Below are 21765 nucleotides of genomic sequence, written 5' to 3'. Positions count from 1 at the left end.
CGAGAGCTGTCGAACGTTCGGCGAACCTCGGTCCACGAATCCCGCTGCCCCGACTACCTCGGCTCCGGAGGGCGCTGCCGGGGCATGTTCGGCCGGGCCGGGCCCGGAGGGGCGGGGAAGCGGCCGTGCGGCGCGGGCGCTTCGGGGCGGCCCGTGCCCGCCACGGCACCCCGGACGCCCGACGGCACGACCCTGCCGCGGAAGTCCGTCATCCAGTCCTCCGTCTCGGCCCGCACCAGCTCGCTCACGTCCTCCGAGAACCGCCGCAGCACCGACAGGCACCGCTCGGCCGCCTCGCTCGCGGTGCCCTCGGCCGGGCCCAGCACCTCGCGGACGCACTCCGACGCCCAGTCGAACTGGAACGCCTGAAGCCGCCGCTGCACCGCCTGCGCGGTCGCCACGTCCCGCATCCAGCCGGACGTCACCCCGAAGAACCGGTCAGCGGCCCCACACGCGACCGCGAGCAGCAACGCCAGGTACCCCCAGGGAGTGACCCCGTCGGCCACCCGGGTCAGATCCAGCAGCGGCAGCGCCGCCCCGGTGACCGCTCCCACCGCGGTCCCGGTGCGCAGGGCCCGCGCGCAGCGCCGTTTCCACACCCGGTCCGCGAGGTACCAGGCGGCGGTGTCCAGCGCCCCCCGCTCCACCCACCGGTACAGCTCGTCCAACCGGAGCACGGGCTCGCCCCAGTCCCCGAGCGGAAACACCCGCCCGGCCAGATCGCCCGGCCGCAGCCCGGCCGCCCCCTCGCCGGGGCCGTCCTGCGGACGGCCCTCGGGCTGCATCTCCGGCTGACCCACCCCGTACTCCCTACTGACCCCTGCCGACTCCTGCTCGACGTCTGCCCGACGTCTGGCGCGGACGTGCCGCGCCCTTCCTACCGCCCAACGGGTGGGGGCATCGGGTGTTCGGCCGCTCTTCCGCCCGAAAGAGGGCCGTGATCAGGTAGAGGGCTCGACCGGGACTCACTCGAAAGAGTGCTGGGGCGACGGCTGCCCGGACCACGTAGGCTCGTGCCGAACGAGAAAGTCCCGTACGGACGGACCGACCTAGGAGCTGAATCGTGATCCCCGGTGGTGGCCAGCCCAACATGCAGCAGCTGCTCCAGCAGGCCCAGAAGATGCAGCAGGACCTGGCCAAGGCGCAGGAGGAACTCGCGCACATGGAGGTCGACGGCAAGGCGGGCGGCGGCCTGGTGACGGCCACCGTCACCGGCGGTGGTGAGCTCCGGTCGCTGGAGATCGACCCGAAGGCGGTGGACCCGGAGGACACCGAGACCCTCGCGGACCTGATCGTCGCGGCCGTCCAGGCGGCCAACGAGAACGCTCAGACGCTCCAGCAGCAGAAGCTCGGCCCGCTGGCCCAGGGCCTGGGCGGCGGCATCCCCGGTCTGCCCTTCTAAGACGGGGCGCGGGCCTCTACGGTACGTACTGAAGGAATTCCAGGAAGGACGGCAGTCCGTTGTACGAAGGCGTGGTACAGGACCTCATCGACGAACTCGGGCGGCTGCCCGGCGTCGGTCCGAAGAGCGCCCAGCGGATCGCCTTCCACATCCTGCAGGCGGAGCCGACGGACGTGCGGCGTCTCGCCCACGCCCTGATGGAAGTGAAGGCGAAGGTCCGCTTCTGCGCGACCTGCGGCAATGTGGCGCAGGAGGAGTTCTGCAACATCTGCCGTGACACCCGCCGCGACCGTGCGGTCATCTGCGTCGTGGAGGAACCCAAGGACGTCGTGGCCATCGAGCGCACGCGCGAGTTCCGGGGCCGCTACCACGTCCTGGGCGGCGCGATCAGTCCGATCGACGGGGTGGGCCCCGACGATCTGCGCATCCGGGAACTGCTGGCCCGGCTGGCCGACGGCACGGTCACCGAGCTGATCCTGGCCACGGACCCGAATCTGGAGGGCGAGGCCACGGCCACGTACCTCGCCCGCATGATCAAGCCCATGGGTCTGAGGGTCACCCGTCTGGCCAGCGGCCTCCCGGTGGGCGGCGACCTGGAGTACGCGGACGAGGTCACCCTCGGTCGCGCCTTCGAGGGGAGACGACTTCTAGATGTCTGATGCCACACTGCACGCGACCGACCGGGACCCGGACGACTTCTCGGTCCAGATCGCGGACCAGATCGAGAGCTTCCTGGTCGCCGTCACCGAGGTCGCCAGGGGCGACGAGCCCGACTCGGCGGTCCCCTTCCTCCTGCTGGAGGTCTCCCAGCTCATGCTGGCCGGCGGCCGGCTGGGCGCCCACGAGGACATCGTCCCCGAGGAGCGCTACGAGCCCGACGGGGGCCCGGAGGCCGATGTGGACGAACTCCGCGAGAACCTCGCCCGGCTGCTGGAGCCGGTCGACGTCTACTCCGAGGTCTTCGACCCCTACGAGCCCCGCAAGGCGCCCGTCCCGGCCCGCATCTCCGACGACCTCACCGACGTCATCACCGACCTCCGCCACGGCATGGCCCACTACCGGGCCGGCCGCACCACGGAAGCGCTGTGGTGGTGGCAGTTCTCCTACTTCTCCAACTGGGGCTCCACCGCGTCGGCGACCCTGCGGGCCCTGCAGTCCGTCGTCGCCCACGTCCGCCTCGACCAGCCCCTGGCCGCCCTCGACGGCCTCGACACCGACCAGGGCATGGGCGACGACACCCTCGAATTCGAGGCGGGCAGGGTCATGGCGGAGGAGCTCGGCACCTCCCTGGGCATGCGCCCGGTCACATAACGGAACCGGTGCTCCCGACACGGCGGACGGGGGAGGGATCCCTTCGCTGGAGGCGTGAGCAGTCGGCGGGCAAGTGTCACTTTGACGCTCATATGGGCGCTCTATGAACAGTTCCGGCCGAAGTGCTCACGTTTCCGGTGGGTGACCCGTGCGCAGGGGTGCAGGTGCCCGCCCCCCGGCTCCGCCATCACGAAGCCCCGACAAGGGCAACTGCCGGCGTCCGCCCGCGTGAACGACAGCGTGCACATGGGCACGCGGGCAAGGATCACGGTGACGATCGGGTGCCGCGACCGAACGGCGGGTGGGGCCCGACCGGGGCGCGGAACAACGGGAGCAACGCCTCGGGCTCGACGTGGGGTGCGGTCGCCGTCGGCGCGCTGTACCAGCGCAGCGGCCAGGTGTCGCCGTCCAGCGTGGGGATGCCGATGTAGGTGACCGTGCGGTCGTCCCGGCCACCGAGCCGCTGCACCCCGAGCGGCCAGTCGCACCGCTGCACGGCTCCCGGCGGAAGCAGGAAGTACACCCACCGCCCCCGGCCCGCTTCGGCCACGATCGGCCCGGCATCCTCGTCGGTCGCCTCGATCAGATGGTCGGCGACCAGCTCCCCGAGCAGACCCGTTTCCTCGAGCGGATGGTGGATCAGTCATGAGTGACCAACTGCGCTGGATCAAGTCGAGCTACAGCGACTCCGAGGGCGGCGACTGCGTCGAAGTAGCGCCGGCATGGCGTAAGTCGAGCTACGGCGACGACGAGGGTGGAGGCTGCGTGGAAGTCGCCCTCGCCCCCACCATCCACGTCCGCGACTCCAAGGCGACCCCCACAGGACCCGGGCTCCACGTCTCCGCACCCGCCTGATCCGCGCCGGTCTGCGGGCGATGGCGGAGTACGGGGCGACGTACGGGCCGTTCACCGAGTCGGAGATGGCCGAGGCGGATGCCTGGGCGGCAGGCCTCTTCGAGCGCGCAGGCGAAGAGCGACCCGGCGAGGAACGGCGCAGCGCATGAGTCATGTCGTCTACGACAGCGGCGCGCTCATTGCCGCCGCGAAGAACGACCGGCGATTCCTCAGGCGCCACAAGGCGCTGCTGTTGCGGGGGGACATCCCGATCGTTCCGGCCGGCGTGCCGGCGCAGTGCTGGGACGAGAGCGCCTCGGCGGCGATGCTGCACTGGGCGCTGAGCGGCTGCCGAGTGGCGCCGTTGACGGAGTCCGGCGCCAAGGCGGCGGCCGTGCTCTGTCAGAGGAACAAGACCTCCGACGTCATCGACGCCAGCGTCGTGCTCGCCTCCCTCGCCCACGACGAGGCGCCGATCCTCACCGACGCTCCGGGGGACGTCAGGGCGCTGGCCGCCTGTGCGGGGCGGGAGGGCGTTCTCGTGGAGCGGCCGTGAAGGTGTGAGCGACCGCGAGGGTGTGACGCAGGTCGCTTTTCCGAGTGGTCGGCGTCGGGCTGGGCATGAGCCCCCCTGCACGGGCGCCGGAGAATCTCACGATGCGATATCGGCGAGGCGTTTTTCGGGTGCCCGATAGAATGAGCCGACCACGGTGTGCAGACATGTGCGCAAAACGTGGGACAACGACGGATTGAGCGAGGAGCGCACGTGGGCCTTGTCGTGCAGAAGTACGGAGGCTCCTCCGTAGCCGATGCCGAAGGCATCAAGCGCGTCGCCAAGAGGGTCGTGGAAGCCAAGCAGAACGGCCACCAGGTGGTCGTCGTGGTTTCCGCGATGGGCGACACGACGGACGAGCTGATCGATCTCGCCGAGCAGGTATCCCCGATGCCTGCCGGGCGCGAACTCGACATGCTGCTGACCGCGGGAGAGCGGATCTCCATGGCCCTGCTGGCCATGGCGATCAAAAACCTGGGCCACAACGCCCAGAGCTTCACCGGTAGCCAGGCAGGTGTCATCACCGACTCGGTCCACAACAAAGCGCGCATCATCGATGTGACGCCCGGCCGGATCCGCGCCTCGGTGGACGAGGGCAACATCGCCATCGTCGCCGGTTTCCAGGGCGTCAGCCAGCAGGGCAAGAACATCACCACGCTCGGCCGCGGCGGCTCCGACACCACCGCGGTGGCCCTGGCGGCCGCCCTCGACGCCGAGGTGTGCGAGATCTACACCGACGTCGACGGCGTGTTCACCGCCGACCCGCGGGTGGTGCCGAAGGCCCGGAAGATCGACTGGATCTCGACCGGCGACATGCTCGAACTGGCGGCCTCCGGGTCGAAGGTGCTGCTCCACCGCTGTGTGGAGTACGCCCGCCGGTACAACATCCCGATCCACGTCCGCTCGTCCTTCAGTGGACTGCCGGGCACGTGGGTCAGCAGTGAGCCGATTCAGCGAGGGGACAAGAAGGTGGAGCAGGCGCTCATCTCCGGTGTCGCACACGACACCTCCGAGGCCAAGGTCACGGTCGTCGGTGTGCCGGACAAGCCGGGCGAGGCGGCCTCGATCTTCCGCACGATCGCCGACGCCGAGATCAACATCGACATGGTGGTGCAGAACGTGTCGGCGGCCTCCACGGGCCTGACGGACATCTCGTTCACGCTGCCGAAGACCGAGGGCCACAAGGCCATCGAGGCCCTGGAGAAGAACAAGGGCACCATCGGCTTCGAGTCCCTGCGCTACGACGACCAGATCGGCAAGATCTCGCTGGTCGGCGCCGGTATGAAGACCAACCCCGGGGTCACCGCCGACTTCTTCACCGCGCTGTCCGACGCGGGCGTGAACATCGAGCTGATCTCGACCTCCGAGATCCGTATCTCGGTCGTCACCCGCAAGGACGACGTGGACGGTGCCGTCCGCGCCGTGCACACCGCCTTCGGGCTGGACGCCGACAGCGACGAGGCCGTCGTCTACGGGGGCACCGGCCGCTGATGAAGCGCTCCGGGCGGCCGGCACTCGCGGTCGTGGGAGCGACCGGGGCCGTCGGCACGGTCATGCTCCAGATCCTGTCCCAGCGGGCGGACATCTGGGGCGAGATCCGACTGATCGCCTCGCCGCGCTCGGTCGGCCGCAAGCTGGCCGTGCGCGGCGAGCAGGTCGAGGTCGTGGCGCTCACCGAGGAGGCCTTCGACGGGATCGACGTCGCACTGTTCGACGTCCCCGACGAGGTCGCCGAGCGGTGGGCGCCCGTCGCCGTCGCGCGGGGCGCGGTGGTGGTCGACAACTCCGGCGCCTTCCGGATGGACCCGGAGGTGCCGCTCGTCGTCCCGGAGGTCAACTCGTATGCCGCGCGGATGCGTTCGCGCGGGATCGTCGCCAACCCGAACTGCACCACCCTGTCGATGATCGTCGCGGTGGGCGCGCTGCACGCCGAGTTCGGGTTGCGCGAACTGGTCGTCTCCTCGTACCAGGCGGTCAGCGGCGCAGGGCACGCGGGCGTGCGCACCCTGCGGGAGCAGTTGTCCCTGGTCGCGGGTACGGAGCTGGGGACCGGCCCCGGTGACGTACGGCGGGCGGTGGGGGACGACACGGGACCCTTCGCGGAGCCGGTCGCGCTGAACGTCGTGCCGTGGGCCGGGTCGCTGCGCGAGGACGGCTGGTCCTCGGAGGAGATGAAGGTCCGCGACGAGTCCCGCAAGATCCTCGGCCTGGCGCGGCTCCCGGTCGCCGTGACCTGTGTGCGGGTGCCGGTGATCACCACGCACTCGCTCACCGTGCACGCCCGCTTCGAGAACGAGGTCACCGTCGACGCGACCCGCGAGATCCTCGCCACGGCGCCCGGCGTCGTGCTCTACGACAATCCCGCCGCGGGCGAGTTCCCCACGCCCGCCGATGTCGTCGGCACCGATCCGACGTGGGTGGGGCGGGTACGGCGGGCGCTGGACGACCCGACGGCGCTCGAACTCTTCGTCTGCGGTGACAACCTACGCAAGGGCGCCGCGCTCAATAGCGCGCAAATCGCCGAACTCGTGGCGGCCGAGGCGTAAATAACCCTTGGTCACAGGGATGAGTTTGTAGAATCTGCGTGCCTCATGTGATCCGGCCAGGATGGCTAGGATCTCTTGATCCTGACCGGCCGACAGTTGAAGATTTACTTTCCCGCCCCACGCAACCGAGCGAGGGGCGGGAAGCGTCTTTGCGGTCACCCCTGTGGTCGGGTGCGTGGGGACGCGGTGGTCTTTTCAGACGTGGGGACGTCTGGAACCGGACGTGGGGACGTCCGTTCATATGAAATATAGGGGAAGAGCGGGACGCATGAGGGCATTCGGTGTGCTGTCGATGGTGCTGCCTGGCGTGGACGGCGGTCGGCCGGCGCCGGGCGCGGCAAACGTGACGCGCGGCACGTACAACCCTCATGGGGGAAGTGTGTCCAACTGGCGTGGCTGAGGTACTCGACTTCACAACGCCGCGTGGCACGGCTCTACGCCCGCCCCGCCAGGCTCTCCGACCCCGCAAGGCCGGTGCGTCCAGTGGCATGCCGGTGATCGCGCCGATGCCAGCGACGCGGCCCGCCCGCATACCCAGTCAGCGTGACGGCGGTGCCGAGGACGTCGTGGCAGCCGGCACGACCGTCGACCATCTCACCGAGACCTACCGCGCGCACTACCGCTCGCTGTTGGGCCTCGCCGCGCTGCTCCTCGACGACACCGCCTCGTGCGAGGACGTCGTCCAGGAGGCGTTCATCCGCGTCCACTCCGCCCGCAAACGCGTCCGGGACCCGGAGAAAACCCTGGCGTATCTGCGTCAGACGGTTGTCAACCTCTCCCGTTCCGCGCTGCGCCGCCGCATCATCGGCCTGAAGCTGCTCTCCAAGCCCATGCCCGACATGGCGAGCGCGGAGGAAGGCGCCTACGACCAGCTGGAGCGCGACTCCCTCATCAAGGCGATGAAGGGACTGCAGCGCCGTCAGCGCGAGGTGCTGGTGCTGCGGTACTTCGCGGACATGACCGAGGCGCAGGTGGCGGCGACGCTCGGCATCTCGCTGGGCTCGGTGAAGGCGTACGGCTCGCGAGGGATCGCGGCGCTGCGGGTGGCCATGGGGGCACCGGTATGAGCGGCGACAGGGATACGCGCGGCGAGGAGCGCGGGCCGGAGGAGGAGGGGCCCGAGAAGTGCGCGGCTGAGGAGCGCGGGCCTGGGGAGCGCGCGGCTGAGGCTGAGGAACGTGAGCCCGACGAACGCGTGCCCGAGGACACGTCCGGGGGTGGGGACGGGTCCGGGGCCGACGGCCCGAGTCCGTCCGGTGGTGACGGCCTGCGCGTACTGCGTGGGTTGGTGTCCCCACCCGGGCGGCAGTCGAAGCAATCGCACGCTGGGAACGGAACTGTGAACGACGGCCTGGACGACCGGGGCCCCGACCGGGGCGCGGATCGGCTCAACCCTGACGAGCCGATCGACTCGGACCAGCTGACCGACTCGGACCGACCGGCCGAGCCGGTCGAGTCGGCCGGGCTGGCCGAGCTGGACGAGCTGGAAGTGCGGAGTCTGCTGCACCGCTCGGTGGGAGAGCTGGCACCGAGCGACGGTTCGCTGGAATACCTGCGGCGCGCGGTCCCCGCCCGCCGGGCGCGCAAGCGGCAGATCCTCGTCGGCGCGGCGGCCGCGGCCCTCTTCCTCGGCACGGCCGTCCCGGCCCTCGTGCACGTTTCCCACGTCACCGGTTCGGACGCCAACCCGTCCGCCGTCGGCCACGCCTCGGAGGCGCAGGGCGGCACCGGCGAGGGCAAGAACCCCGACGGCGGCGAGACCACCGCGGGCGGTACCTCGGACCGGGTCGAGGGGACCGACAAGGACGGGAAGAAGGACAGGGAGAAGGGCGCCGGACCCGGCTCGAGCACGGGCGAACCCGAGGGGGCGGACCCTTCGTCGAGCGCGGCGGCGAGGGTGACCGCCTGCACGGCCGCGCAGCTCGGACCGGCCGTCGCGAGCAGCGTCGCGCCCGACTCGACCGGCGCGGTCTACGGCTCCTTCCGGGTCGGCAACGTGTCCGCGGCGAGCTGTAGCGTCGGCGGGCCCGGAAGCGTGAGCGTGACTCCGTTGGGTGCGGCCGACCCCGCCAGGGTGGGCTCGGCCCGGCATGTGGCGGGGGACGCTGCGGCCGACCTGCCCGACCCGTCGCTGGAGTCCGCGGGGCTGGTGCTCAAGCCGGGTGAGACGTACGACGTGAAGTTCGCCTGGGTGCCTTCCGAGACCTGTCCCACGGGCGGGGGGACCGGCGGCGACACGGGGGGCGACACCGACGAACCCTCACCCGACCCGAGCCCCTCGCAGGAAGACCCCACGACCACTAGTGGCATGTCCACGGGCGGCGACACCGGAACGGCGGCCCAGCTCCTCAAGGCGGACGGTCCGGTGGAGGGAAGTGTGACCGTGACGTACACCGCGGCGACGGGGGGCACGGCGACCGCCACGGTGGCCAACGCCTGCGCGGGCACCGTCTACTGGACGGGACTGCTGACGAGCTGACGCCGACGAGCCGACCGGGACGAACGTCCCGGTCCCGGTCACACCTCTGACGGGCTGGACCGCTTCTCGTCCGGTTCCGGCTCGCGCTCCTGCCGCTCCTCCGCGGCCAGGCCCAGTTCCGCGTCCCGGACGAGCTCCACCTCGCGACGCAGCAGGCGGAACCACATGAAGACCACGAAGCCCACGAAGGCGAACCACTCGGCGGTGTAGCCGAGGTTCTGGAACGCCTTGAGGTCCAGCCCGGTACCGCCCGGCGCGGCCGCGGGCACCGCCCGCATCCCCGAGTCGCCCTCGTTGAGCGTGATCCACGCTTCGTAGATGTCGTGGGGCACCAGGTTCACCAGCGACGCCGCGCTGATCGCGGCGGTCTGCCCGTTCGGCAGGCCGCTGCGGGTGCTGACGCCGTTGCTGCCGGGTGTCTCGGACGCCTGGAGCGCCCCGGTGACGGTGACCTCGCCTGCCGGCGGCGCGGGCGCCCCGGCCGGGTCGGGCTCGCCGGGCAGCCAGCCGCGGACGACGGGCAGTACCTTGCCGGAGTCGGTGTGCAGCAGGGTCAGGACGTAGTGGCCGTGCTTGCCGTCGAGGTCCCGGTCGGGCACGAGGAGCTGCTCCTCGTAGTGGCCGCTCGTGGTGGCCTGCTTGCCGGAGGTCGCCTTGGTCACCGGCAGCAGTGTGTCCAGCGGCCGGGCCTGGTCCCGCTGGGCGGAGGCGGCCTGTTCCTCGGCGCCGCGGTGGTTCTCGACGCGGTCCTCGAACCGGCCCAGCTGCCACGAACCCATGAAGATGCAGAAGGGGATGGCGAGCAGCACGAAGACGTTGATCCCCCACCATCGGGGCGTCAGCAGAAACCGGTACACGCTCCCACGGTACGGGGCCGCGCGGAAGGAGCGGTTCGCGGGGGCGGCCCCAGTGGCCCGTGGGGGTTGCCCGGGGGAACAGTGGTGGCCCCGGTGGTGGCGGCTCCGGTGGGAGATCCGGTGCGGGTTGTCCACAGGCTGGGGGCCTCGGCGGCGCGACACCCTCCGGGGCGGGCAGTATGGGGTCATGACTGAGAGCAACGGGTCCGGCGCACCGGCGCGGCGGACGGACCGGACCGAGCGAGTACAACAGGGCGAGCGGATGCCCGACTGGGAGAAGCGCTTCCGGGCGCCCCGGGTGTCCCTGCCCGACTGGGCGGAGGACGCCCCCGACCGTTCCCTGTTCGTGTCGAACGCGACGGGGACGTACGAGCTGTATGCCTGGGACCGGTCGACGGGTGAGCAGCGCCAGGTGACGGACCGGCCCAACGGCACCACGGACGGCGTGCTCTCGCCGGACGGCGAGTGGATCTGGTGGTTCGACGACAAGGACGGCGACGAGTTCGGCGTCTGGCGCCGGCAGCGGTTCGCGGGCGGCGCGGACGAGCTCGCCGCCGAGGGCCTGGACGCCTCGTACCCGGCCGGTCTCGTCCTCGCCCGGGACGGGCGCACGGCGGTCGTGGGCCGTTCCACGGACGAGGACGGGACGACGATCCACCTCGTGCGCACCGGCGAGGAGCCCGTGGAGCTCTACCGGCACCGCGAGTCGGCGGGCGTCGGCGACCTCTCCCACGACGGCTCGCTCATCGCCATCGAGCACACGGAGCACGGCGACGCGATGCACTCCGCGCTGCGTGTGCTGCGCCCCGACGGCACGACGGTCGCCGAACTGGACGACACCAGGGGCGGCACCGAGGAGCTGGGCCTGGAGGTGCTGGGCTTCGCCCCGGTCGACGGCGACACGCGTCTGCTCATCGGTCACCAGCGGCGCGGTCGCTGGGAGCCCCTGGTGTGGGACGTGGCGACGGGGGAGGAGACGGACCTCGCCCTGGAACTGCCGGGTGACGTGAGCGCCGAGTGGTTCCCGGACGGCACGGGCCTGCTGATCGCGCACAGCTTCGAGGCCCGCAGCGAACTGTTCCGCTACGACCTGGCCGGCCCCGAGCTGGTGGAGATCGACACCCCGCCCGGCACGGTCTCGGGCGCGACGGCCCGCCCGGACGGCAGCGTGGAGTACCTGTGGTCGTCGGCGGCGGAGCCGTCGGCGGTCCGCTCCACGGCCGGCGGGGTCGTCCTGGACCCGCCGGGCATGAAGTCGCCCGGTTCGGTGCCGGTCGAGGACGTCTGGGTGGAGGGCCCCGGCGGCCGGATCCACGCCCTGGTCCAGAAGCCCGAGGGCGCGAGCGGCCCGCTGCCCACGGTCTTCGACATCCACGGCGGCCCCACCTGGCACGACAGCGACTCCTTCGCCGCGGGACCGGCCGCCTGGGTCGACCACGGCTACGCGGTGGTCCGCGTCAACTACCGCGGCTCCACGGGTTACGGCCGCGCCTGGACCGACGCGCTGAAGCACCGGGTCGGCCTGATCGAGCTGGAGGACATCGCCGCGGTCCGTGAGTGGGCGATCACCTCGGGCCTCGCGGACCCGGACCGCCTCATCCTCACCGGTGGTTCCTGGGGCGGCTACCTCACCCTCCTGGGCCTCGGCACCGAGCCCGACGCGTGGACGCTGGGCATCGCGGTGGTCCCGGTCGCCGACTACGTCATGGCGTACCACGACGAGATGGAGGCGCTGAAGGCCATGGACCGTACGCTCCTCGGCGGCACCCCCGAGGAGGTTCCCGAGCGGTTCGAGGCGTCCTCCCCGATCACCTACGTCGACCGGGTGAAGGCGCCGGTCTACATCTCGGCCGGGGTCAACGACCCGCGCTGCCCGATCCGCCAGATCGAGAACTACGTCCACCGCCTCCAGTCCCGCGACGCCCCGCACGAGGTCTACCGCTACGACGCGGGCCACGGCTCCCTGGTGGTCGACGAGCGGATCAAGCAGGTACGCCTGGAACTGGACTTCGCGGAACGGTACCTGGGGAAGCAGGGCTGAGCACGGAGGGGGAGGGCCGAGGGCGCCGAGGACAGAGGTGCTTCCCGGGCTGCGGCCCGGGAAGCACCGGCCGCCCGCGTTCACGTCACGCCCCGGCCCGCTCCCTTCCCCTGCGCCGGAGCAGTTCCGCCAGCCCCCGCCGGGTGGCGCCCAGCACCACCCGGTCCTCGCTGCGCAGGACGTACGTGTCGGGCAGGTCCCAGACCAGCCCCGACGATCCTGCCGCCACCGGGCCGGCGTCGCCGTTCCCGCCCCCGCCCCTGTCCCCGGGTCCGTTTCCGTCGCGGTTTCCGTCCCCGTCTCCGTCCGTGCCCGGCGCGCGTACCGCCGTGGCCGCCGTGTCCAGGGCCAGCACCCGCCACGCCCCGGCCCGGAACGCCTCGCCGACCGTCCTGCCCTCCAGCTGCGGATGCCCGCCCACGGTCAGTGCCGCGAACACCAGCACCCGCCGCTCGACCGGGATCGCCCCCAGGATCTGCCGACCCATCATCGCCCCCGCGAACGCGGGCGCGGCCAGGTGGGAGACGCTGCGGCTCCGGGTCAGCGCGCCGGGGTGCGCGGCCCGCAGGGTGCGGTACACGGCCGTCGCGAACTCGTCGTCGTACAGCCGCAGGACGACCCGCAGATCGGACCGCACGGACCGCGCGTACAGCACGGCCTCCAGATTCGTGGTGTCGGCGCTGGTCAGCGCGAGCAGCGCGTCGGCCCGTTGGATCTTCGCGGCCTCCAGCACGCCTTCCTGGGTGACGTCCCCGAGCACCACCGGTACGCCCAGCCGCCGCGCCGTGGCCATGCCCCGGGCCTCCGGGTCGGCCTCGACGCACACCACGGGAATGTGCAGCTCACGCAGCCGGGTCAGCACCCGGGTGCCGATCTTGCCGAGCCCCAGCAGCACCACGTGCCCGCTCAGTCCGCGCGGCGGCTTCCGCAGCGCCGACGCGGTACGGAACGTCCCCAGCGCCTCCAGCACCGCCGCCAGCATCACCGGCAGCAGCAGCAACCCGACCAGTCCCGAAAGCAGTTGCAGTATCTGTTCGCCCTTGGACTCGTTGTGCGCGGGTTCGTTGATCGCGAAGAGGTCGAGCAGGGTGACGTACGTGGCGTGCAGCGGATGGTCCTTCGTGACCAGGGTCAGTGTCACCGCCAGCGCCACCACGGCCGCCGCCAGCCCCGCCAGCGACCACCGCAGCCGCTGCGAGAACAGGGAGGCGAAGGGGGGCACCTGGGCCCGCACCGCCGGCAACGGCGGCCCGGAGTACGACACCTGCTCCAGCACCATCGTGCCGCGTCCGGTCGCCGCCGCGACGGCCTCCGCGTCGGGCAGCATCTGCGGCCCCTGATCGCCGCTGTCCTCCGAACCCTCCGACCCGCCCGGGTCGTTGCTCGTCGCGGACAGCAACGCCAGGGTGCACAGCCCGGGATCGGCCACCTCGCCGGGGCGCGGCGGACGCCGTTCCACCGCGCGCAGCATCAGCCCGTCGGTGTCGACGATCTTGCTGGTGCCGACGAGCGCGGTGGCGACCAGGGCGGGTGCGGCCGTGTCGGCGTCGACAGCACGGTGGTGGACGTGTCGACGACGGGGTCCCCGTATCCCTGCGTGTCGCCGCCGGCCAACTCGGCTGCCTGGTCGAGCAGTTCCTCGATGTGCCAGGCCCAGGCGGCGGTTGTAGAGGCGCAGCACGAGGCGCAGCCGGGGGTTGATCCGGCGGGCGGTGAGGGCGGCGCGGATGTTGGTCTCGTCGTCGTCGTACACCAGGGCCAGTGCCGCGGCCCGCGCCACGCCCACCTCGGCGAGTACGGCGTCGGTCGGCTCGGCGGCCTCCACCAGCCGTTGGTCGGAGGCGCCGTCGGAACCGCCGTTGCCGCGGTTGACGGTGGCGTTCACGAACCGGTCGAGCAGGGCGGCGGAGGCCGCGCGGGCCCGCCCGACCACGGGTTCCCGCACCCGGAGTCCGGACGGCGGCACGACGAGGGTGACCTGTTCGCCGTACACGCCCCGCAGTTCGGCGGCGAGCCGATGCGCGAGCCCGTCGTCACCGCACACCACCATGTGTGCGGGGGGATCGTCCGGCAGGGTCTGATTCGGAAGGCTCACCACGAGAGGAAAGACTGCCTTATACACGCAGGCGGTTCCAGGAGCACTCGGTGAACGGCGTTGAACGGGGCCGCACTTCGCTTCGTACCAAGAAGGCAAGAAGGCGGGACGGGGCAGGAGCGGCCCCGCTTCGCCCTCGCGTGCGATGTGGGAGGTACCCGGCCCGTGGCCGTCACCAAGTTGCCCGCCACCGGGGCGCCCGGGCCGTCGGGGAGCCCCGCCACGTCAACTCCCCTCTCCTCCTCGTTCTGTTCCTGCTCCTCGCCGTGATGTCCCAGGACCCCCTCCGTCGGGCCCTGGCCGCGCCCGTGATGCAGAGCTGGATGACGGTGTTCGTCGCGGTGCTGATCCAGGCACTGCCCTTCCTGGTGCTCGGTGTCCTGCTGTCCGCGGCGATCGCCGTGTTCGTCCCGCCGTCCTTCTTCGCCCGTGCCCTGCCGAAACGCCCCTCCCTGGCGGTCCCGGTCGCGGGCGCGGCGGGTGCGGTGCTCCCCGGCTGCGAGTGCGCGTCCGTGCCGGTGGCGGGAGCGCTGGTGCGCGGGGGAGTGGCACCGGCGGCGGCGCTGGCGTTCCTGCTGTCCGCCCCCGCGATCAACCCGATCGTGCTGACGGCGACGGCGGTCGCCTTTCCGAACGACCCCGTGATGGTCCTCGCCCGCTTCGTGGCGAGCCTGCTGGTGGCGTGTGCGATGGGCTGGCTGTGGCAGCGCCACGGCCGCGCGGACTGGCTGCGCCCGCCGTCCCGTCCGTCCTACGAGGGGCAGCGCCGGGGCGCCGCGTTCTGGGGATCGGTCCGGCACGACGTGATGCACGCCGGTGGCTTCCTGGTGGTCGGCGCGATGGCCGCGGCGACGCTGAAGGCGGTGGTCCCGGCCGGCTGGCTGCGGTCGGCGGCCGACAACCCCGTGCTGTCGGTGCTGGTGCTGGCGGCGCTGGCCGTCCTCCTGTCGATCTGCTCGGAGGCGGACGCGTTCGTGGCCGCCTCCCTGACCCAGTTCTCGCTGACGGCCCGGCTCACCTTCCTCGTGGTGGGTCCCGTGATCGACCTCAAGCTCTTCGCCATGCAGGCGGGCACGTTCGGCCGTGGCTTCACCCTGCGCTTCGCCCCCGCGACCCTCGTCCTGGCGGTGGCGGTCTCGGCCCTGACCGGAGCGGTCCTGCTGTGAAACCGAACCTGAACCTGAACCGCCAGGCCCAGGCGGCCCTCCTCTTCCTCCTGGGCGCGACCGTGCTGCACGCGGGCCTGACCGACCTCCACCTGCGCTACGTCAAGGCGGGCCTGCGCCCGCTGCTCCTGCTGTCCGGCGCGGTACTCGTCGTGACGGCGGCGGCGACGGTCTGGTACGAGTGGCGCGGCACCCGCCGAAGGCCCAACCGGGACCATGACCGGGACCGAGGCCGGGGCCGGGACCACGACCGGGACCGGGAAGACGGTCACGATCACGGCCATCGGGAACCCCGTGTCGCCTGGCTCCTCGCCCTCCCCGCCCTCGCCCTGATCCTGGTGGCACCACCGGCCCTCGGCTCGTACAGCGCCACCCACACGGGCACGGCGCTGCAGAAACCGTTCAGGTTCCCGGACCTCCCCGCCGGGGACACGCTCCGCCTCGGGGTCGGGGAGTACGCGGCACGCGCGGTCTACGACGACGGCCGCCACCTCCGCGACCGCACCCTCAGGATCACCGGCTTCGTCGCCCTCGACCCGGCCGGCGCGCCCCAGTTGGTCCGGATGTCCCTCAGCTGCCGCGCCGCGGACGCCCAGCCGGTCAAGATCGCCCTGACCGGCGAGGTCCCCCCGGTCCTGCGGCCGGACGCCTGGCTGGAGATCAGCGGCACCTACACCCCGCGCCGGACGAAGGACCCGGTCAACGACGGTCCCGTCCCCTACTTCGAGGTCACGGCAGCGAAGCCGGTCCCGGCCCCACCCGACCCGTACGACGAGGTCTGGAACGGCTGAAGGGACTCAACGGACTGGCAGGCGACCGGCTCCGGGCTCCGGCTCAGTGCCGCTGCTGCTGGGTCCGGCTGTCGGCGGCCGTGTCCCGGGTGACGGTCTCGCCCTGGATGACGTGAGGGGCATCCGGCTGCCGGCCCTGGTTCCGCGCCTGGTCCTCCCGCTCGTCCTCCTTGGCCGCGCGGGCCTCGGCCTTGAGGATGCGGGCGGACTTACCGGCCGAGCGGGCCAGCTCGGGCAGCTTCTTCGCGCCGAGAACGGCTATGACGACGATGAGGATGATCGCGAGTTCGCTCAACCCGAACATGGGGGTCCGTCCTTCTCGTGAGCCGTTACCGGATGCCGCCCGTAGAATTTACAGCAATGTAGAGAATTTGACGGCGTCCGCACGTCTATACGATGACCGCCCGAGAACGGGAAGGCGGCGGAAGGGAGACAGGCCGTGGTCGAGGGCGAGCAGGGGCGTGGTCAGCGCCACCGGCGTCGGGCACAGGGCGAGTTGCAGGCACTGGTGCTGTCGGCGCTCCGGGAGGCCGACGGCCCGGCGACGGCCGGCTGGGTGCAGGAGCGCCTGGGCCAGGACCTCGCCTACACGACGGTCATCACGATCCTGACCAGGCTGCTGGCCAAGGGCGCGGTCACCCGTGAACGCGCCGGCCGTTCCTTCGCCTGGACCCCCGCCTCCGACCACGCCGGCCTCGCGGCGCACCGGATGCGCAGGGTGCTGGACGCCGAGAGCGACCGGGAGGCGGTCCTGGCCAGTTTCGTCACCGGTCTCGGCCCGGACGACGAACGGCTGCTGAGGGAACTGCTGGGTCAGCCCCGGAGCGACGGGGAAGACTGAGACCTCATGGGGGTGTTCGTCTTCCTTCCGCTCGTCCTGCCGCTGACGGCATGGCCGATCGCCCGGCTCGCCGAACAGCATCTGCACCCGCGGACCGCGACCCGGATGCTGACCTGGGTCGCGGCGGTGATGGCGGTGTGCAGCACGGTGTGCCTGTGCCTGGTGATGGTGGTCGGCACCGCCACCCTGCCCGGCAACCCGCTGCCCGACGGCTGGTCGGACCCGGAGGTGCGGGCGGCGGTCCCCTACGACGAGGTCGTGGGGAAGGCGGCCATCCCGGCCCTGTGCGCGGTACTGCTGGTCTGTGCGCGCACGCTGTGGCGGCACGGCCGCGCCCGCCGGCGCGCCCACCGTGCCCTGGCCGGCCTGCCGGACACGGAGGTGGCGGTCCTGCCCGACGGCACCCCGTACGCGTACGCGCTTCCGGGTGGCGGTCCGAGCCGGGACCGGGTCGTGGTCACCACCGCTCTCCTGGACCACCTGGCCCCCGGCGAACGCCGTGCTCTGTTCGCCCATGAGCGCGCCCACCTGACCGCGCGCCACCACCGCTTCCTGCTGGCCGTCCGGCTGGCCGCGCACGCCAACCCGTTCCTGCGCCCGCTGCGTACGGCGGTCTCGTACGCGGCGGAACGCTGGGCGGACGAGGAGGCGGCCCGTGCGGTTGGTGACCGCCGTACCGTCGCCACCGCCATCGGCAAGGCGGCGCTCGCCTCCCGGTCCGGCCCGCCCCCGCCGGCGTTCGCGGCGTCCGGAGCGCCGTTCGCGGCGCCGGGGCCGGTTCCCCGCCGGGTGGCCGCGCTGCTCGCCCCGGCTCCGGCGACGGGTCCCTGGCCGGAGGTGTTCACCTCGGTGGGCCTGGCCGCCTGGGGAGCGGCCGCCGGTACGGCCGTATCGGCGATGTCCTCGGCCAACGCGGCCGTGACCCTGTTCTGGATCCTCCGCACGGCGACAGCGCTGTGAGGGGCGGGGGGTACGGAAGGCAGGGGGAGTCAGGGGAGACCTGAGAATCAGGAGAGTCGGAGGCCGGGGAAGGCAGGGGAAGGGCTCAGCCCTCGGCCTGCCTGCCGTGCGGTGCGTCGTGTCCGTACGCGCTGTCGCTGCCGTACGCCTCCCGGTGCTCGACCAGCTCACGCACCCAGCCGTCGACCTCGGTGGTCCAGTCGCGGGTGTCGTCGTGGCCGACGGTGAACCGGCTGAGCGCGTCGTGCCCGGGGTACTCGTCGCTGTCCGGGACGGCGCCCCGCTTGTCGGCCTCCAGTACGACGTCGATGCCGCCCGGGTGGGTCAGGAAGGTCAGCTCGATCTCGCGCACCCGATCCGCGTACGGCGGCGCGGGGGTCAGCCCGATCTCCTGGTGGAAGGGCAGCCGCTGCCCGGTGCCGCCGATGCGCCCGTGCTCGAGACCGGCGGACCGCAAACCGTAGCCGAGCCGCTGGAACGCCTCGAGGATCGCTTCCTGGGCGGGCAGCGGACCGACGCCGAGCGGATCGAGGCCGTCGCCCGAGTCCCGCGCCCCGGCCACCTCCAGTTCGGTCCGCACACCGAGCCGGACGCCCAGGTCCCGGCCGTCCAGCTCGGTGACGGGTGTCTCCCACGGCAGCGTCACCCCGAACGGCACGGTGCGGGTCTCGCCCTCGCCCAGCCGGAACCCACCACCGAGGGTGAAGCGCTCGAACAGGACGGCGGGCACCTGGTTCCCGCCGCTCCCGCCATTCCCGTTTTCGATCCGGGCCACGAGTGCGAGGGTCAGCTGCTCGACGTCGAGCGCGGCACCACCGCCCACGAGCCGTACCTGTCCGGCGAGTGTTCCGCCGGGCCGGACGGGCCCCGGCTCCAGAACCGTGTCGACCGTGGGCCCGCCCGCACCCGGCGAACCGAGCAGCCGCTTGAACACCATCGAGGCATCCGCTCCTTACCTGTCATCTGCGCATACGGAACAACCGCGTGGAGCATAGATGGGGGTACCAGGAGCGCGGCGTACCAAGCGCCGTGCCGACGTGACGTACCAGGGGCCGTGCCGCCCTCACGGCCGGTACGGCTGCTGGTGCGGCCGGGGCGGCTGTCCGTACGGCTGCCCCCGCCGGGGGCGCCCGCGGCCTGCGCCTGCAACTGCTCGGCCTGCTCCGCGGTCACCTTCGACTCGGCGCCGCAGAAGGTGCACTGTGTCGAGTACTTCGTCGAGACCGGGAAGAGCGGCACGAAGAACAGCGTGAACTTCGTGACCCGCTTCCTGAGCGCGTGCGCGGAGGGATTCCCGCACTGGGCACACACCAGTGTCAGTATCGCGAGCTGGTACAGATATCCCTTGGTACCGAAGATGATCATGTCGTGCCCCTTCCCGTGCAGCTGCTTGCTGCCGCTGTTCACTGCCGCTGCTGCCACCATGTCACCGGCTGCCCCGGTGAGCGATCGGCAATGTGTCAGGACGGAAAACTGCCGGGCGCCGCCCCGGCGGGCACGGCCGTGCGACGAACAGAATCCCGGACATGAGCGATACCCGGGAAGTGACCTGCCGACCCGAGTGGACGGGCTTCCGGTGGTTCCTCGTCGGACTCGGTGCGGCCGGAACGGCCGCGGCCGTGCTGATGTGGGCCCTCACGGGCCTGATCGCATGGGCGGGCATCGCCCTGCTGCCCGCCCTGGCCACGGTCACGGCACTCCACAAGGTCACCGTGCGGGTCCGCGCCGACGCCCACGGTGTGCACTCCCGCAGCCTGCTGCACCGCAGGAGCGTGCGCTGGAGCGACATCGCCGATCTGCGCGTACGCCTGAAACACGCGAACGACCCACGGGTCCAGGATGTCCGCCGCCTCATCGTGGTACCGCGTGGCGGGCGCAAGTGGACCCTTGCCCTGCCGATGAGCTACACCACCCCCGACCCGGAGTTCGACGAGACGCTGGAGGCGTTCCGGGCGCTGCACCGTCGGCACGGCACCCCGGAGTCGAGTCCCCTCGTCGTCATCTCGTACCGGACCACCGGGCGCGGCTGGATCGGCTCCCTCGTCGTGAGTGTGCTGCTGCTCGCGGTCGCGGGCCTGGTCGCGTCGTTCGTCCCGAGTGCCGAGGAGGGCCGGCAGGCCTGGAACTCGGCCGTACCGTGCACCGCCGAGACCCCCGCCGCGGAACGAGGAGAGGCGTGCCTGACGACGCTCCCGGCGGTGATCGAGCACACCGAATCGCAACGCCCCAAGCAGGGCAGCTGGCTGTACTTCACCGACGCCCGCCCGCTGGAGCGGCTGCGGGTCTCCCAGGAGGCCGCGCAGGCGTTCCGCGCCGGTGACGACGTCGAACTGACCTTCTGGCACGGCAGCGTGAGGGAGGTCGCTGGTGAGCGCCACGTCTGGCGCGAGCACATTCCGACCCCCGGCAGCGTGACGGTCGCCGCGGTCGCCCTCACCCTCGTCGCCGGCTACCCCGCCGCCCGGGTGCTGCTGACGCTGCGGAGCCGCCGGCGCCCCGACGGCGAGGTCCTTCCCGCGGCCCTGCCCTTCGTGGCGGTGCTCGTCGGTACGGCCCTGTGGCTGCTCCCGCTCTGCTACCTGCACCCCACCACGCTGTTCACCTCACCGCGGACGACCGTGTGGCCGGTCGCGGGCGGAGTGGCATCGCTGGCCCTCTTCGCCTGGGCGTGGCGCGCGACCCGCGCCCGGGTGCCCGAGGAAGGGAGGGGGTCCGCCGGCCCGGACGGTGACGAGGAGGTGTTCCTCCCGGCCCGTTTCCTGGAGGCCACCGACTACAACCCCCACCACTTCGGCACCCACATCGCCCTGGGCGGCGGTCCGCCCGCCGTCGTCCCGCACCCGGGTCCGGGCCGCTTCGCGGCGAAGCCGGTCCCGCCGGGGCGCCTCACCCTCGGGAAGGTCCGTCTCGCTCAGGGCAGCGACGGCGACCTGGTCCCCAGCACCTGGCACGTCGCCGAACTCGACGACGCCGGCACCCCGGTCCGCCTCGCCGCGGCCCCGACGGACCTGCCCCGGATCCTCCGCCATCTGGTCCCGGGACAGGTCTCGACGGGAGCACAGCCGCACCAACCGAATCAGTAGCACCAGCCGCAACAGATGCAACAGATGGGTTAGACCGTGGACTCGGGGCGGGGCTTGCTGCATCCCCGCCACCCCAGTCGCACACACGAGTCCTTGCGCTCTGGTCGGATCTCGAGTGAACCGAAACGCTTTGGCCACCGAAGGGGTCCGCGTACCCGGGCACGTCTGGATCGTCACCGCGTCCGGCCTGTCAGGCGGAGGGGCGCAACCCTGACAGGGTGAGGTCGACCAGGCGGTGGACGGCGGCCTTCGACGGGAGGGTGCCGGCCGCGGTGAGCGCGTGCAGGCAGTAGGCCGCCATCTCCTCCGGTGCGACGTCGTCGCGCAGTTCGCCATCGGCCGCCGCCTCGGCGAGCAGGTCGCGGACGAGGGCGTGCAGATGCTGCTGGGCCTGTGCCACGTGGTCCCCGCGGTGCAGCAGCGCCGCCAGGTCACTGCTGTGCTGTTCGTGGGCGATCAGTGCGTACGCCCCGAGCACGGCCCGCAGGCGCTCACCGGGCGGTCCAATGCGGTCGCGTACCTCGGCGAGTCGGGCGACGTGCGTGGCCACGTGCCGTTCGTGCCAGGCGAACAGGAGCGCCTCGACGTCGGCGAAGTACTTGTAGAGCGTGGCCCGGCCGATGTCCGCCCGCTCGGCGACCTGCGACATGGTCAGCGCGCGCAGGCCGTGCTCACTCACCAGTTCACCGGCGGCGTCCAGGATCGTCTCGCGTACGGCGCGGCGGTGCGCGTCGACCGTCTGGTCCCACAGCTTCGGCATCCCACCAGTATGCGGGCCGACCGCCTCGTGCTGCGACACCTTGAAT

The 21765-nt window shown here is 71.9% G+C and carries 22 protein-coding genes and 2 pseudogenes; 16 read left to right on the top strand and 8 right to left on the bottom strand.

The window, feature by feature from the left end:
• Positions 1-53 precede the first annotated feature (53 nt).
• Positions 54-800, bottom strand: coding sequence for an SLATT domain-containing protein (locus WJ438_RS18915; protein ID WP_406726301.1), 747 nt, complete (start codon positions 798-800; stop codon positions 54-56).
• 263 nt (positions 801-1063) lie between these two features.
• Here WJ438_RS18915 and WJ438_RS18910 point away from each other — a divergent pair, with 263 nt between their 5' ends.
• The 3 genes from WJ438_RS18910 to WJ438_RS18900 are packed head-to-tail and all read left to right on the top strand — an operon-like array spanning position 1064 to position 2713.
• Entirely contained in the window at positions 1064-1402 is a 339-nt protein-coding gene (locus tag WJ438_RS18910; protein WP_406726300.1) for a YbaB/EbfC family nucleoid-associated protein, read from the top strand.
• 59 nt (positions 1403-1461) lie between these two features.
• Complete coding sequence (gene recR, locus WJ438_RS18905; protein ID WP_406726299.1) at positions 1462-2061, top strand: recombination mediator RecR; 600 nt, start codon at positions 1462-1464, stop codon at positions 2059-2061.
• On the top strand, positions 2054-2713 hold the full coding sequence (locus tag WJ438_RS18900; protein ID WP_406726298.1) for a DUF5063 domain-containing protein: 660 nt from the start codon (positions 2054-2056) through the stop codon (positions 2711-2713). Before recR ends, WJ438_RS18900 begins: the two co-directional genes overlap by 8 nt.
• A 265-nt stretch (positions 2714-2978) precedes the next feature.
• On the opposite strand, the gene WJ438_RS18895 is transcribed toward WJ438_RS18900, so the two are convergent.
• The gene (locus WJ438_RS18895; protein WP_406726297.1) at positions 2979-3263 is read right to left on the bottom strand and encodes a hypothetical protein; all 285 of its coding nucleotides are present in this window, start codon (positions 3261-3263) and stop codon (positions 2979-2981) included.
• Between the two features lie 95 nt (positions 3264-3358).
• Here WJ438_RS18895 and WJ438_RS18890 point away from each other — a divergent pair, with 95 nt between their 5' ends.
• From WJ438_RS18890 to WJ438_RS18860, 7 genes are all read left to right on the top strand, one after another.
• On the top strand, positions 3359-3568 hold the full coding sequence (locus tag WJ438_RS18890; RefSeq protein ID WP_406726296.1) for a DUF397 domain-containing protein: 210 nt from the start codon (positions 3359-3361) through the stop codon (positions 3566-3568).
• Between the two features lie 20 nt (positions 3569-3588).
• Complete coding sequence (locus tag WJ438_RS18885) at positions 3589-3717, top strand: hypothetical protein (RefSeq protein WP_406726295.1); 129 nt, start codon at positions 3589-3591, stop codon at positions 3715-3717.
• On the top strand, positions 3714-4103 hold the full coding sequence (locus tag WJ438_RS18880; protein ID WP_406726294.1) for a twitching motility protein PilT: 390 nt from the start codon (positions 3714-3716) through the stop codon (positions 4101-4103). Before WJ438_RS18885 ends, WJ438_RS18880 begins: the two co-directional genes overlap by 4 nt.
• A 210-nt stretch (positions 4104-4313) precedes the next feature.
• Positions 4314-5591, top strand: a complete 1278-nt coding sequence (locus WJ438_RS18875) for an aspartate kinase (protein WP_406726293.1) — start codon at positions 4314-4316, stop codon at positions 5589-5591.
• Positions 5591-6646 carry an aspartate-semialdehyde dehydrogenase gene (locus tag WJ438_RS18870; protein ID WP_406726292.1) on the top strand — a complete coding sequence of 352 codons (1056 nt, stop codon included), beginning with the start codon at positions 5591-5593 and terminating at the stop codon, positions 6644-6646. Before WJ438_RS18875 ends, WJ438_RS18870 begins: the two co-directional genes overlap by 1 nt.
• A 392-nt stretch (positions 6647-7038) precedes the next feature.
• Positions 7039-7713, top strand: a complete 675-nt coding sequence (locus tag WJ438_RS18865) for a SigE family RNA polymerase sigma factor (RefSeq protein ID WP_406726291.1) — start codon at positions 7039-7041, stop codon at positions 7711-7713.
• 272 nt (positions 7714-7985) lie between these two features.
• Complete coding sequence (locus tag WJ438_RS18860; RefSeq protein WP_406726290.1) at positions 7986-9125, top strand: hypothetical protein; 1140 nt, start codon at positions 7986-7988, stop codon at positions 9123-9125.
• A 38-nt stretch (positions 9126-9163) separates the two neighbouring features.
• Here WJ438_RS18860 and WJ438_RS18855 read toward each other — a convergent pair whose 3' ends face one another.
• Positions 9164-9982, bottom strand: coding sequence for an SURF1 family protein (locus WJ438_RS18855; RefSeq protein WP_406726289.1), 819 nt, complete (start codon positions 9980-9982; stop codon positions 9164-9166).
• Positions 9983-10169: 187 nt separating this feature from the next.
• Between WJ438_RS18855 and WJ438_RS18850 the strand changes: the two genes are divergently transcribed.
• Positions 10170-12023, top strand: coding sequence for a prolyl oligopeptidase family serine peptidase (locus WJ438_RS18850; protein WP_406726288.1), 1854 nt, complete (start codon positions 10170-10172; stop codon positions 12021-12023).
• Positions 12024-12108: 85 nt separating this feature from the next.
• Here WJ438_RS18850 and WJ438_RS18845 read toward each other — a convergent pair.
• A pseudogene (locus WJ438_RS18845) lies at positions 12109-14073 on the bottom strand (potassium channel family protein).
• Between the two features lie 185 nt (positions 14074-14258).
• Between WJ438_RS18845 and WJ438_RS18840 the strand changes: the two are divergent.
• Positions 14259-15284, top strand: coding sequence for a permease (locus WJ438_RS18840; RefSeq protein ID WP_406726287.1), 1026 nt, complete (start codon positions 14259-14261; stop codon positions 15282-15284).
• Between the two features lie 14 nt (positions 15285-15298).
• The gene (locus WJ438_RS18835; protein ID WP_406729734.1) at positions 15299-16075 is read left to right on the top strand and encodes a TIGR03943 family putative permease subunit; all 777 of its coding nucleotides are present in this window, start codon (positions 15299-15301) and stop codon (positions 16073-16075) included.
• Positions 16076-16118: 43 nt separating this feature from the next.
• Here WJ438_RS18835 and WJ438_RS18830 read toward each other — a convergent pair whose 3' ends face one another.
• Positions 16119-16379: a twin-arginine translocase TatA/TatE family subunit gene (locus tag WJ438_RS18830; protein ID WP_406726286.1), complete on the bottom strand. Its 261-nt coding sequence runs from the start codon at positions 16377-16379 to the stop codon at positions 16119-16121.
• A 135-nt stretch (positions 16380-16514) separates the two neighbouring features.
• Between WJ438_RS18830 and WJ438_RS18825 the strand changes: the two genes are divergently transcribed.
• A complete protein-coding gene (locus tag WJ438_RS18825; RefSeq protein ID WP_406726285.1) occupies positions 16515-16916 on the top strand; it encodes a BlaI/MecI/CopY family transcriptional regulator in 402 nt (133 codons plus the stop codon).
• 6 nt (positions 16917-16922) lie between these two features.
• Positions 16923-17876 carry a M56 family metallopeptidase gene (locus WJ438_RS18820; RefSeq protein ID WP_406726284.1) on the top strand — a complete coding sequence of 318 codons (954 nt, stop codon included), beginning with the start codon at positions 16923-16925 and terminating at the stop codon, positions 17874-17876.
• 85 nt (positions 17877-17961) lie between these two features.
• On the opposite strand, the gene WJ438_RS18815 is transcribed toward WJ438_RS18820, so the two are convergent.
• Positions 17962-18813: a sporulation protein gene (locus tag WJ438_RS18815; protein ID WP_406726283.1), complete on the bottom strand. Its 852-nt coding sequence runs from the start codon at positions 18811-18813 to the stop codon at positions 17962-17964.
• Between the two features lie 126 nt (positions 18814-18939).
• A pseudogene (locus WJ438_RS18810) lies at positions 18940-19241 on the bottom strand (zinc-ribbon domain-containing protein).
• A gap of 161 nt (positions 19242-19402) precedes the next feature.
• On the opposite strand from WJ438_RS18810, the gene WJ438_RS18805 reads away from it, so the two are divergent.
• A complete protein-coding gene (locus WJ438_RS18805; protein WP_406726282.1) occupies positions 19403-20959 on the top strand; it encodes a PH domain-containing protein in 1557 nt (518 codons plus the stop codon).
• Positions 20960-21149: 190 nt separating this feature from the next.
• Here the strand turns inward: WJ438_RS18805 and WJ438_RS18800 are convergent, their stop codons facing one another.
• Complete coding sequence (locus WJ438_RS18800) at positions 21150-21719, bottom strand: TetR/AcrR family transcriptional regulator (protein WP_406726281.1); 570 nt, start codon at positions 21717-21719, stop codon at positions 21150-21152.
• Positions 21720-21765: the final 46 nt, after the last annotated feature.

The organism is Streptomyces sp. GD-15H, assembly GCF_045291515.1.
Lineage (GTDB): Bacteria > Actinomycetota > Actinomycetes > Streptomycetales > Streptomycetaceae > Streptomyces.
Note: the sequence above shows the minus strand (reverse complement) of the source record. Positions and strands in the feature narration are given on the sequence as shown.